At 44.5% G+C, this 12,962-nt stretch carries 8 protein-coding genes and 1 pseudogene; 5 read left to right on the plus strand and 4 right to left on the minus strand.

All coding sequences use genetic code 11. The features are described 5' to 3' along the window. Nucleotides 1-143: 143 nt before the first annotated feature. Nucleotides 144-3,284 (minus strand): surfactin resistance protein SrfP, encoded by a 3,141-nt coding sequence (gene srfP / locus ACMX2I_RS18350; RefSeq protein WP_414957886.1) that lies wholly within the window; start codon nt 3,282-3,284, stop codon nt 144-146. A gap of 131 nt (nt 3,285-3,415) precedes the next feature. On the opposite strand from srfP, the pseudogene ACMX2I_RS18355 reads away from it, so the two are divergent. Further along, nucleotides 3,416-4,304: pseudogene (locus ACMX2I_RS18355) on the plus strand (TetR/AcrR family transcriptional regulator). Here the strand turns inward: ACMX2I_RS18355 and gatB are convergent. From gatB to gatC, 3 genes are read right to left on the minus strand one after another with little or no spacing between them, the layout of a single operon-like run. After that, complete coding sequence (gene gatB, locus ACMX2I_RS18360; protein WP_087991379.1) at nt 4,301-5,731, minus strand: Asp-tRNA(Asn)/Glu-tRNA(Gln) amidotransferase subunit GatB; 1,431 nt, start codon at nt 5,729-5,731, stop codon at nt 4,301-4,303. The pseudogene ACMX2I_RS18355 and the gene gatB sit on opposite strands and share 4 nt — an antisense overlap. Before the next feature lie 13 nt (nt 5,732-5,744). Continuing rightward, nucleotides 5,745-7,202 (minus strand): Asp-tRNA(Asn)/Glu-tRNA(Gln) amidotransferase subunit GatA, encoded by a 1,458-nt coding sequence (gene gatA, locus ACMX2I_RS18365; RefSeq protein WP_087991378.1) that lies wholly within the window; start codon nt 7,200-7,202, stop codon nt 5,745-5,747. 15 nt (nt 7,203-7,217) lie between these two features. Next, complete coding sequence (gene gatC, locus ACMX2I_RS18370) at nt 7,218-7,508, minus strand: Asp-tRNA(Asn)/Glu-tRNA(Gln) amidotransferase subunit GatC (protein ID WP_087991377.1); 291 nt, start codon at nt 7,506-7,508, stop codon at nt 7,218-7,220. Between the two features lie 397 nt (nt 7,509-7,905). Here gatC and putP point away from each other — a divergent pair, with 397 nt between their 5' ends. The 4 genes from putP to ACMX2I_RS18390 all read left to right on the plus strand — a co-directional run bounded on the left by putP (nt 7,906) and on the right by ACMX2I_RS18390 (nt 12,940). Beyond that, nucleotides 7,906-9,384: a sodium/proline symporter PutP gene (gene putP / locus ACMX2I_RS18375; protein ID WP_148963519.1), complete on the plus strand. Its 1,479-nt coding sequence runs from the start codon at nt 7,906-7,908 to the stop codon at nt 9,382-9,384. A gap of 105 nt (nt 9,385-9,489) precedes the next feature. Next, nucleotides 9,490-10,188: an MgtC/SapB family protein gene (locus ACMX2I_RS18380; protein WP_087991375.1), complete on the plus strand. Its 699-nt coding sequence runs from the start codon at nt 9,490-9,492 to the stop codon at nt 10,186-10,188. 112 nt (nt 10,189-10,300) lie between these two features. Further along, nucleotides 10,301-11,680, plus strand: coding sequence for an alkaline phosphatase (locus ACMX2I_RS18385; RefSeq protein ID WP_414957889.1), 1,380 nt, complete (start codon nt 10,301-10,303; stop codon nt 11,678-11,680). 109 nt (nt 11,681-11,789) lie between these two features. Continuing rightward, nucleotides 11,790-12,940, plus strand: a protein-coding gene (locus tag ACMX2I_RS18390; protein WP_414957891.1) for an IS3 family transposase whose coding sequence is annotated in 2 segments (ribosomal slippage) — nt 11,790-12,063 and nt 12,063-12,940 — 1,152 coding nt in all. Because the reading frame shifts where the segments join, the coding sequence is not laid out codon by codon here. Nucleotides 12,941-12,962: the final 22 nt, after the last annotated feature.

The raw sequence follows: 12,962 nt of genomic DNA on the forward strand, positions 1-12,962 counted from the left end.
TCATCCTACTTAAGAGTATCCGATCCATTTTTACACTAACAACCTTTAATTATACTATGAGTTAAAAAAATCGCAACAAAATGTACATAATCTTACAGGTAAAAACGCACAAAAGCCTCAGCAGAGCTGAGGCTTTCACATTTTTACTCTTCTTCTGTTCCCGGTTTTTTCTTGCGGAACTTCGCCAATACTTCATATACGATCGGCACGATCAAGAGCGTCAGAAGCGTTGAACTGATTAAGCCGCCGATAACCGTGACGCCGAGTCCTTTTGAAATGACCTGGCTTCCGCCTTCGAAGCCGAGCGCCAATGGAATCAAGGCGCCGATTGTCGCAATGGCTGTCATCAGGATCGGACGGAGTCGTGTAGAGCCGGCTTCTAGAAGCGCTTCTCTTGTAGACAGTCCTTCCGCTTCCTTATGAATGACGCGGTCAATTAAGACAATGGCATTCGTGACAACGATACCGATCAGCATGAGCATACCGATCATCGCGTTCAGACTGATCGTTTCACCTGATACATATAGTCCGACCAGGGCACCGATGACTGTGAACGGCAATGAGAACAGAATCGCAAATGGCGCTAGGGCTCCGCCGAATGTAATCACAAGCACGAGATAGACGATCGCTATTGCGGCCAGCATCGCTAAACCGAGCTTCGTGAAGGAATCAGCAATATCTGCGGATACGCCGCCTGTATCAATTGATACGTTATCAGGAAGGTCAAGCTTATCAATTTTCTTCTGGACATCAGCTGATACAGCTGTGACGTTGTCTGTTGTCACTTCACCTGTGACATCTGCATAGACTTTTCCATCACGTTTTGAAACGGTATCAGATGTTGATCCTTCTTTCACTTTGGCGACATCGCCGATTTTGACTTCTTTGCCAGTCGCAGAAGTGATCTTTTTGTTCTCTAAATCTTTCACACTCTTATACTCGTCTTTTTCCGTCTTAATGTTCACGTCAAGCTCTTTGCCATCTTTTTTCACGGTTGTGAGCGGCTCTTGTGCTGTTTGTGTCATTAAGGCCTGAGAAATTTGAGACGCGGTTAAACCGAGTTTGCTTAATTTTTCTTGGTCAGCGACAAATGTATACTCATCATATGTGCTGGAAAGGCCTGAGCTTACGTTTTTCAGATCCTTTTCATCTTTCATGATTTTTTCAATGTCTTTGACCGTGTCTTTAATATCGTTTTCTGAATCGCCATACACATAATATGTTAATTCATTGTTATTGCCTGAAGAGCTGAAGTCCTGTGACTTCCATTCTCCGCGATCTGACTGATCTTGGATTTTCTTTAGCACGTTGTCTTTTTCTTTATCAAAATCAGGCGTGTCGCTTTCATATTTGATATAGAACAACGCACCGTTTGAATCTCCCCCGGCAAGCGGGCTGCCAGAGCCTAATGAATACTGGACCGTATCGACATGCTTGCGGTCAAGCAGAATTTTTTCCGCTTTTTCAGCTTCAGCTTCGGCTTCTTTTTTCGTTTCCCCCGGCTCAGGGCTGTATGTGAGCTGCATCGTTTTTTCTTCTTGGGACGGCAGGTAGCTGGCACCGATTAACGGTACGAGGAACAAGCTTCCCAGCAGCATTAGAACAGCGATGATAGACGTGATCCATTTGTGGCTCAGCGCCCAGTTCAGAACTTTTTTATAGAAGCCTGCCAGTCTGCTAGGTTTATGTTCTTTCGCTTTGACCGGCGCGCCCGATAATGATTTTTTGAACAGGCTGTGCGCGAGCATCGGCACAAGCGTGATCGAAATCAACAGGGATGCGGCAAGCGCAAATACGATTGTTAAAGCGAATGGAAGAAACAATTCACCGATTTGTCCGCCTACAAGCGCGAGCGGCAGGAACACCGCGATTGTCACGATCGTCGATGACATGATCGGTTTAAACATTTCCTTCGTCGCTTCACGGACCAAGGCTTTTCCGCGGAGCGGTTCATCTTTGAGCCTCATGCGGCGGTAAATATTTTCGATAACAACGATCGAGTCATCGACTACACGTCCGATGGCCACGGTCATTGCGCCTAGCGTCATGATATTCAGTGTGATATCCAGCTGGTTCAGCACAAGAAGCGCGATCAGCAGTGATAATGGAATAGAAATTATTGAAATTAATGTTGATTTGATATCTCTTAAGAATAAGAGAATAATCACAATCGCGAAAATCGCACCGAAAACGGCTTTGCTTAACATCGTTTCAACTGACTGTGTGATTGGCTCTGCCATGTCAAGTGTTGCGCTGTAATCGAAGCCTTTATGGTCTTCTTTGAACTGCTTCAACTCATCTTTGACATTGTCTGCAACCTCTACTGTATTCGCATCGTTTGCTTTAACGACGTTGATGCCGATGCTGTTTTTGCCATTTGTGCGTGAAACAGATTCAGCTTTTTTCACATCTTTCATTGTGGCAATGTCAGAAAGCTTGACCGTCGGCACAGCTGTGCTCGCGCTTTGCTGCGCCTGCGCTGCCGCTTGTGCACTTTGGGCCGCCGCTTGAGACTCCGCGCTGCTGCCTGCACTTGAAGCAGATGCCGTCGGGATTCTCATATTCTTCAAATCTTTAATGGTTTCAATATCGCCGCTGACGACGACAGATTTCTCTTGATTTCCGAATGTGTACAATCCAAGCGGAGTTGTCACATCTGAACCTTGAATCACTTGTTTGACTGTATCTTCATCAAGGCTGTAATCTTTCAGTTTGTCTTCTTTGAAAGAAAATTCAACTTCTTCAACCTGCTGCCCTGATACTTGGACTGAAGCAACGCCTTCTATACCTTCAAGCTTCGTAACGAGGCTGTCCTCCACTTTTTTCGTCAGCTCTTGCAGATTGTCTTTATCGCTGGACACGCTCAGCGTCAGAATCGGGAAGGAGTTCAAGCTGTAGCGTGAAATTTCCGGATCCTTCGCGTCATCAGGCAGGCTGGCGTTTTCTAATGCCTCAGCCGCTTCTGTTTTGGCTTTGTCCATATCTTTCTCATAGTCATATTCAATCATGACCGACGATGCGTTTTCATAGGAGGTCGAAGTCACAACACTGACCCCATCCAGATTCTGCACCGCTTGTTCAACCGGTTTGGTCACCTCATCAGCCACTTGGCTTGGCGTCGCGCCCGGATATGTGGTGCTGATCGTCAAGTAAGGCATGTTCACGTCAGGAATGGATTCTTGCTTCATATTCATACCCGCATACAATCCGGCTGCCGTTACAATAATCGTCATCAGCCATACGGCGAATTTGTTTTTCAGAACAAAATTAATAACGTGATTCATCATATCCTCCATTACATTTTTTATTGACTGACTGGTCATTCTATATAATACTAAACGTTATATTGCAACAACGTCAACTCATATACGAGAAAATTTTACTAAATTTTTCAAGGATTAAGGGGAAGCACGTCATGAATGAAAAAAAAGAAAGAATCATAAAAACCAGCATTCATTTATTTGCGACAAAAGGATTCACAGCTACGACAATCCAGGAAATCGCCAATGAATGCGGCATCTCGAAGGGCGCTTTTTATTTGCATTTCAAATCGAAAGAAGCGCTGCTGTTATCAGCCTGCGAATATTACATCGGCATGTCTATGAAAAAAATGAAACATATAGAAGAGGATCTCGCCGAAAAACCGCCTAAGGAAGTGCTGAAAAAGCAAATCGGCGCTCAATTTGAAGATTTCCGGGATCATAGAGATTTTATTGTTCTTTTGCTTACCGAAAATATTATTCCGGAGAATCAAGAGATCAAGCAATACTTTTACAAAATAACCGCGGAGACGGATAAACTGTACCGGAACGCCTTGCTGGCGTCTTATGGCGAGGGAATCGAACGGTACGTCGCAGACCTTTCCATCATGGCAAGAGGCATTGTGCATTCCTATATGAATGTCATGATATTTAACGGTGAACTCAGCATTAATGCAGAAGAAATCTCAGCCTTTATCATCGAAAGACTGGATGACCTTGTACAGGGACTGAGTCGTTCAACTCTCAATCCGATTGTGCCAAAAGACATTTTCAGACTGATGCCCGCGGGCAAAGAGCAGCTGCTTGAGGACATTCAGAAAGTGAAAGAAAACAGCACGCTGCCCGAGGATATCACCGTGTCGCTTGATGTCATCGCGGAAGAACTGTCTCAGGATAAACCGCGCAAGCCGATTATGAAAGGCATGCTGTCCAATTTAACCGGAACCAATGACAAAGAAGTTGAAAAGCTTCGGGCTCTGATCTCTGTCTTCATCTCGATTTGACCATCAAAAAAGCAGCCCCTGCGGGCTGCTTTTTTATTAGCGTTTTTTAATTTCTTCAAGCAGGATTTTGTTGACCATCGGCGGGTTGGCTTGTCCTTTGGACGCTTTCATAATCTGTCCGACAAGGAAGCCGATCGCACGGTCTTTCCCGTTTTTAAAGTCTTCGATTGATTGAGGATTGTTGTCAAGCGCCTCTGTGACAAGCTTCAGAAGCACGCCTTCGTCAGAAATCTGAACGAGGCCTTTTTCTTTCACAATCTTCTCAGCGTCGCCGCCTTTTTCAATCAATTCCTTAAACACTTTCTTCGCGATCTTAGAAGAAATGGTTCCTTTTTCAATCAATTTGATCATGCCGGCAAGGCCTTCAGGTGTCAGCGCAACGTCGGCAAGCTCTTTTTGCTCAGCGTTCAGATAAGCTGATACCTCACCCATCAGCCAGTTAGACGCTTGTTTAACTTCAGCGCCGTTTTGAACGGTTTCTTCAAAGAAATCAGCCATTTCTTTTGTCAGCGTCAGAACCATCGCGTCATATGCAGGCAAGCCAAGCTCTTCAATGTAACGCTTGCGGCGCTCATCCGGAAGCTCAGGAATGCTTGCTTTTACGCGCTCCTTCCACTCATCGTCAATGTAGAGCTCGACAAGGTCTGGCTCCGGGAAGTAACGGTAATCGTCAGATCCCTCTTTGACACGCATAAGAATGGTTTTCTTCGTTGCTTCGTCGTAACGGCGTGTTTCCTGCTGGATGACGCCGCCGGAAAGAAGAACCTGCTCCTGGCGTTTTTCTTCATGCTCAAGGCCTTTTTGAACAAACGCGAAGGAGTTCAAGTTTTTCAATTCTGTTTTTGTGCCGAATTCCTCTTGGCCGATCGGACGAAGAGAGATATTGGCATCACAGCGAAGCGAGCCTTCTTCCATTTTACAGTCAGAAACGCCTGTGTATTGGATGATGGACTTCAGTTTTTCAAGGTACGCGTACGCTTCTTCCGGCGTGCGGATATCCGGCTCTGATACGATCTCAACTAGCGGCGTTCCCTGGCGGTTGTAGTCAACAAGAGAATAGCCGTCGCCTGTATGCGTCAGTTTTCCGGCATCTTCTTCAAGGTGAAGACGTGTGATGCCGATGCGTTTTGTTTTTCCGTCGACTTCAATTTCGATCCAGCCGTTTTCGCCGATTGGCTTATCAAATTGAGAAATTTGGTACGCTTTCGGGTTGTCCGGATAGAAATAGTTTTTGCGGTCAAACTTCGTATCCGTTGCGACCTCACAGTTGAGCGCCATAGCGGCTTTCATTGCGAATTCAACGGCTTCTTTGTTCAGAACAGGCAGGACGCCCGGGTATCCGAGGTCAATGACGCTTGTCTGTGTATTCGCCTCCGCGCCGAATGGCGTTGGAGAGCTTGAGAAAATTTTTGATTTTGTTTTTAACTCGACGTGGACTTCAAGTCCGATTACCGTTTCAAAGTTCAATTCTTTTCACCCCTTACAGTTCAGGTTTTGCTTTATGATGGTCTGTCGCTTGTTCAAAAGCATGAGCAACGCGGTATACAGTGCTTTCATCAAAGTGTTTTCCGATGATTTGCAGGCCGAGCGGAAGTCCGTCTGCTAAACCGCATGGCACGCTGATTCCCGGTACGCCGGCAAGGTTGACCGGAATCGTTAAGATATCGTTTGCGTACATTGTGAGCGGATCTTTCGTGTTTTCACCGATTTTAAACGCAGGTGTCGGTGTCGTCGGTCCGACAATCACATCATATTTCTCAAATACGTCTTCGAAGTCTTTCTTAATCAACGTACGCACTTTTTGCGCCTTTTTGTAGTACGCATCGTAGTAGCCTGAGCTTAAAGCGAACGTTCCGAGCATGATGCGGCGTTTGACTTCATTTCCGAAACCTTCAGCGCGCGTTTGCTTGTAAAGGTCGATCAGATTGTCCGCGTTGTCTGTGCGGTAGCCGTAGCGGATGCCGTCAAAGCGTGCAAGGTTGGCTGACGCTTCAGATGATGACAGCAGGTAATATGTCGCAAGCGCATATTTGCTGTGCGGAAGAGACACTTCTTCCCATGTAGCGCCGAGGCCTTCAAGAACTTTCAGCGCGGCAAGAACAGATTCTCTCGCTTCTTTGCCGACACCTTCACCTAGATATTCTTTCGGAACCGCGATTTTCAGTCCTTTAATATCGCCAGTTAATGAAGAAAGAAAATCAGGAACATCCACATTTGCGCTTGTGGCGTCCATTTTGTCTGCGCCGGAAATCGCTTGAAGCAAAAATGCGTTGTCCTCAACCGTGCGAGTAATCGGCCCGATTTGGTCTAATGAAGACGCAAATGCGACCAATCCGTAACGGGGTACACGTCCGTATGTTGGCTTTAATCCGACAACGCCGCAGAAGGATGCCGGCTGACGGATGGAGCCGCCTGTGTCAGATCCAAGAGAAAACGGAACTTCTCCCGCAGCAACCGCAGCCGCTGAACCGCCGCTTGAACCGCCGGGAACTGTATCCAAGTTCCAAGGGTTTTTCGTCAGCTTGTAAGCTGAGTTTTCGGTAGATGAGCCCATGGCGAATTCGTCCATGTTCAATTTTCCGATTGTGACTGCTTCAGCATCTTGAAGGCGCTGAACAACAGTAGCATCGTAAATCGGATCAAAGTTTTCGAGAATTTTGCTCGAGCATGTTGTGCGCAGCCCTTTTGTTACGATATTATCTTTTACGCCGATCGGCATACCAAAAAGAAGACCGTGCTCGGAACGGCCGTCAACCGCTTCATCAAGCTCCTTGGCGTACGCTCGCGCTTTTTCTTCATCTAATGCCAAAAAGGCTTGTACCTTATCATCAACCGCTTGGATGCGTTTATAAGATTCGTCAACCAGATCAGAAATCTTAATCTCTTTTTTATGTATGAGCTGTTTTAATTCTGTGATTTTATGGTCAAATAATGACATTCTTGTGTCCCTCCTTTAGTCCAGAATTGATGGCACACGAATATAGCCGTCTTTATGGTCAGGCGCATTTTTCATAACGTCCTCAACCGGAAGGCCTTTACCCGCTTCATCTTCTCTCATGACATTTTTCATTTGAAGCACGTGAGTTGTAGGCTCTACATTGTCTGTGTTAACCTCATTAAGCTCCTCGGCAAATGAAATGATGCTGTCAAGCTGTTCAGTGAACATTTTTGCTTCTTCTTCTGTAATCGCAAGTCTCGCAAGGTGCGCAACGTGCTTTACTTCTTCTATTGAAATTCGTGACATCTGATCCACCTCCACATATTTCTCCGTTAAGTCATATAATACTGATCATATCAAAAACAAGCCCTTTAAAGCAACAAAACGCCTTGGAACAGGCTTGTGTTTTCGAGACAATACCTCATATATTTTATACTAAAAAGAGACGAAGGAGAAACAAAATATTTTTCTGAATATTTTTAATTTTATCCATTTATGAAAGCGCTTTATCTATTAGTCCCTTCTAGGTTTTCAGCGGTATTTCTTACTGCTGCTGAAAGTTTCATCGCTTGAATGGCCGGGAATACTTTGTTAGGTTAAGTTAACAAGTGCACCAAAATAGGTCACACTTGCGCCAGACTTAACTGGCACCATCAATTGGAGAGGTGATGTCACATTTATAGGATTGAAGAGAGGGTAAAACGTGAGTATTGAAATTATTATATCGTTAGGAATTTACTTTACTGCCATGCTGTTAATCGGCTGGTATTCATTTAGGAAAACAACTGATATCAACGATTACATGCTTGGGGGAAGAGGACTCGGCCCGTTTGTCACTGCTTTGTCTGCCGGTGCGGCGGATATGAGCGGATGGATGCTGATGGGAATTCCGGGGGCCATGTTCGCCACAGGTTTGTCGACATTATGGCTTGCACTCGGCTTGACAATCGGCGCGTATTCGAATTATCTTCTTTTGGCTCCGCGTCTTAGAGCGTATACGGAAGCGGCGGATGACGCGATTACAATTCCCGATTTCTTTGATAAAAGATTCCAGCATTCTTCATCAGTGCTTAAAATTGTATCAGCTTTGATCATTATGATCTTTTTCACATTGTATACGTCTTCTGGTATGGTATCAGGCGGAAGATTATTTGAATCTGCTTTTGGAGCCGATTATACACTTGGACTCCTGCTGACTGCGGGCGTTGTCGTGTTATACACACTGTTTGGCGGTTTCCTTGCTGTCAGTCTGACTGACTTTGTACAGGGTGCGATCATGTTTGCAGCACTAGTGCTTGTGCCGATCGTTGCTTTTACCCAGCTGGGCGGCGTCTCTCCTGCTTTACATGAGATTTCAGCCGTGGACCCGAAGCTATTGGATATTTTTAAAGGCGCGAGCGTCATTAGCATTATTTCTTATTTGGCCTGGGGTTTAGGCTACTATGGCCAGCCTCATATCATCATCCGTTTTATGGCGATTAAACATATCAAAGATTTAAAACCCGCGCGCAGAATCGGGATGAGCTGGATGGTGATCTCCATTCTCGGTTCAACTTTAACGGGTTTGGTCGGTGTGGCTTACGCACATAAATTCGGAGTTGTTGTAAGTGATCCTGAAACGATTTTCATTATTTTTTCTAAAATATTGTTCCATCCATTGATTACGGGATTTTTGCTGTCTGCTATTTTAGCAGCGATTATGAGTTCGATCTCTTCTCAGCTTCTGGTCACAGCGAGCGCAATGACAGAGGATTTATACCGGACATTTTTCAGACGTGAAGCATCAGATAAAGAATTGGTCATGACCGGCCGTCTGTCAGTGCTCATTATCGCGGTCATTGCGATTCTGATGTCCTTGAATCCAAGCAGTACGATTCTTGATTTGGTTGGGTATGCGTGGGCCGGATTCGGTTCTGCTTTCGGGCCTGCCATTCTTCTGAGTCTGTATTGGAAACGGATGACTGAATGGGGCGCTCTTTCAGCCATGGTTGTCGGAGCTGCGACAGTATTAATTTGGATTACAACTGGTTTAGCTGACTCTACAGGACTCTATGAAATGATACCGGGATTTTTCCTGAGTATGATCGCGGGTATTATCGGGAGCTTGATCACGAAACGTCCTGCAAAAGCCTCGTACCGATTATTCGGTGTCATGGAAAAGCTGTTAAAACGCAAAAAGTAAGCAATAAGCCATCAAGCACCGCTTGGTGGCTTTTGTGCTCTTGTTTTGCTATAAATACTGTGAGAAAATCATATTTATTTAAAAACACCTTAGAGAAGGGGGAAGTTGCTGTTGAGCTGGTATATTGATCCTGATATTTTATTAAAATTGGGCATTGCCACATTGATTGGCATGGTCATTGGGCTTGAGCGCGAATTAAAAAATAAGCCGCTCGGATTAAAAACCTGTATCGTTATCGCCGTCAGCTCATGCATGCTCACGATCGTCAGTATTAATGCGGCATATCATTTCCCTAAATACTATCGCATCATGATGGACCCGCTGCGTCTCCCGGCCCAAATTATCTCCGGCGTCGGATTTATCGGTGCCGGTGTCATCTTGCGGAAAAGCAACGATGTCATTTCCGGCCTGACAACATCAGCTATGATCTGGGGTGCAGCGGGGCTTGGGCTGGCAACCGGAGCCGGGTTTTATAAAGAAGCCTTTGCCAGTCTTCTGTTCATCCTGATCAGCGTGGAATTTTTACCATGGGCGATCAGAAAAATCGGTCCCGACCGCCTGCAGGAAAAAGACATCCGCATCAGAATGTCGCTTTCGGATAAAGACAAAATGACAGATATTTTAAAAGAAATGAAAAGAAAAGATATTAAAACGCACTCCGTCCGGATCGACGACCTGGGTGAAAAGGAATTTCCAATCATGGAAGTCAAGGTCCGCGTTCATAAAAACAGGTACACGACCGATGTCTACTATGACATTAAAGACATTGAAGGCGTAGTCGGCGTAAAATGTGATACATTGTAAAAGCCAATGGGGTTAGATTCCCTATTGGTTTTTCGCTGTTATCGAAAAAAGCATTGAAGTCTCTATTATTTTCAAATAAAATACATATTAGTAAATAAATATAACAAGGGAGATGTTTCTTATTACCAAAGCGCGTTTTACAGTAACTGTCACCCTCATTTTGACTGCTTTCTTAAGTGTTTTTGCCATAACAGAATTCATATCCTCTCCTCATTCTCAATCATCTAAGACAAGCAGCAAGAACCCTAAAAATGTGATCTTAATCATCGGAGATGGAATGGGTATGCCGATGATTAACAGCTATAGGACATTAAAAAGCGAAAAGCTGAATACCCCCGTCCAAACAGCATGGGACCCTTATTTAACAGGCATGCAGATGACACATCCTAACGATCCCAGAGACAATATTACTGATTCTTCGGCTGCTGCAACCGCCATGGCAACCGGAACGAAAACATATAATGATGCGATTGCAGTAGACAACAAACATCAGCAGCTCAAAAGCGTAACAGAAGCTGCCAAAGAGAACAAGATGTCCGTCGGCTTCGTCGTGACTTCGGACTTAACCGACGCCACCCCCGCTGCTTTCGGTGTACATAACGTCTCACGGAAAAACTACACTGAAATTGCGGACCAATTCTATGATGAACGTATTAATGGTTCTCATAAGGTTGATGTTTTACTCGGAGGCGGAGCGAAATATTTCATTCGCAAAGACCGAAATCTTGCTGAAGAATTCCAAAAAGACAGCTATCATTATGTGAACACAAAGCAAGACTTGAAAAAAAACCAGCACGATAAGCTGCTCGGACTGTTTGGAGAAGTTGAATTAGATAAAGCGATTGACAGAGAGAACAGCACACCTTCTCTAAAAGACATGACAGAAGCGGCACTCACCCAGTTACAGAAGAACGAAAACGGTTTTTTTATGCTTTTGGAAGGAAGCAATATAGACAATGCAGCCCACGAAAATGACGTGGTGGGCGCTTTGAGCGAAATGGAAGATTTCGAGAAAGGTGTTCAAGCTGCTCTGGATTTTGCGAAAAAAGATAAAGAAACACTGGTTATTATTACAGCTGATCACTCTACAGGCGGTTTCTCTTACGGTGCAGAGGGAATGACGCGCGAGACCGGCTATAAATGGGATCCTTCCCTAATCATCGCCGCTAAAAAAACGCCGGGCTATATGGCAGAGAAGATCGCTGAAGGCCAAGATGCCGAAAAGGTGCTTAGCACTTATATTAATATGAAGCTGACGGAAAATGAGATAAATCAGGTGAAAAACGCAGCCTCACAATCAAATACAGCTGCTGTCCAAAAAAGCATTCAATTGATTTTTGATAAACGGTCTTTTTCAGGCTGGACAACGTTAGCCCACACCGGTGAAGACGTACCGGTTTATGCTTACGGTCCGGGGAAGGGAAAATGGAAGGGGCTCATCGACAATACGCAGCAGGCAAAAAACATTTTTGCTATTTTAGAACAAAAATAAAAAACTCCGGCTGTGGGGACTGACCCCATAAGATGAGACAAATAAAAACACCTTCAAGTTTGAATACGGATGATTGTTATCCGAAATTAGACTTGGAGGTGTTTTTTCTATGGGGACAAGAGTGAGTTATCCGCTTGAAGTGAAACAGAAGGCTGTAGAAATGAGATTGGCAGGCGTACCTATGAAAGAGATCATGCAGGAGTTGAATATCAAAAATAATACGCAGATTAAGACATGGGTCAGATGGTATAAGGCTGGTGATACACATCGATTTGAACAGCCTGTTGGTAAGCAATACACTTATGGAAAAGGTCCGGAGTATTCTTCCGAATTAGAGAAACTGCAGGCAGAGAATCGTTACCTGAGACAACAGAATGAAGTTTTAAAAAAGTACAACGAATTGGAAAGGAAGTTGATAGCCAAACGTCAGTCGAACTTGTAGAAGGATTGCACAGCACAATGACCGTGCAGGATATCTGTGTTCATTTAGGTATCTCACGAGCGTCTTATTATCGTTGGAAGAAGAATCTGACGAAAGATCACCCCAAACGGCATTTAGAGAAACAAATTGGCGTAGTATGCCGAAAGCACAAGTATCGATATGGATATCGAAAAATCACCGCCCTATTAAAAAAGGAAATGTGCATTAACCATAAAACGGTTCAGCGTATCATGCAGAAAAATCAGTGGCAGTGCAGGGTTAAGATGAAGAAACGCAAGAAAAACGGGCAGCCATATGCCGTAGCCCATAATATATTGGATCGGAACTTTCAGTCTGATCGCCCTCTTGAAAAACTAGTAACGGACATCACATATTTGCCTTATGGACAGAAGCAATTGTACCTTTCCAGTATATTGGATGTATACAATGGAGAAGTGATTGCTTTTACGATTGGAGATAAGCAGGACACAGACTTTGTCTTACACACACTTGATCAACTGCCAACACTGCCTGAGAACTGCGTGTTACATAGTGACCAAGGATCTGTGTATACATCTTACGAGTATCAGAAAGCTGTTAAAACAAAAGGCATTACCATGAGCATGTCCCGCAAAGGGACGCCCGCTGATAATGCCTCCATCGAATCGTTTCATTCCTCACTAAAGTCTGAAACGTTCTATCTTAACAGCATTGATCGAACCACGACCGCCATCGTAGAACGCACTGTCATAGAATACATTCATTATTATAACAATATTCGTATTCAAACGAAACTAAACAACCAATCACCGATAAACTATCGGCAATTGGCTGTTTAAAAGGTGTTTTGATCCCTGTCTC

The sequence above is a fragment of the Bacillus sp. SW14 genome, from assembly GCF_047608225.1.
Taxonomy (GTDB): domain Bacteria; phylum Bacillota; class Bacilli; order Bacillales; family Bacillaceae; genus Bacillus; species Bacillus subtilis_G.

What these genes read in the sequence shown, in the direction of transcription:
- gatA (WP_087991378.1), bottom strand. Translation starts at nt 7,202, where the DNA reads ATGTCATTATTTGACCATAAAATCACAGAATTAAAACAGCTCATACAT.
- ACMX2I_RS18385 (WP_414957889.1), top strand. Translation starts at nt 10,301, where the DNA reads ATGTTTCTTATTACCAAAGCGCGTTTTACAGTAACTGTCACCCTCATT.
- srfP (WP_414957886.1), bottom strand. Translation starts at nt 3,284, where the DNA reads ATGAATCACGTTATTAATTTTGTTCTGAAAAACAAATTCGCCGTATGG.
- gatC (WP_087991377.1), bottom strand. Translation starts at nt 7,508, where the DNA reads ATGTCACGAATTTCAATAGAAGAAGTAAAGCACGTTGCGCACCTTGCG.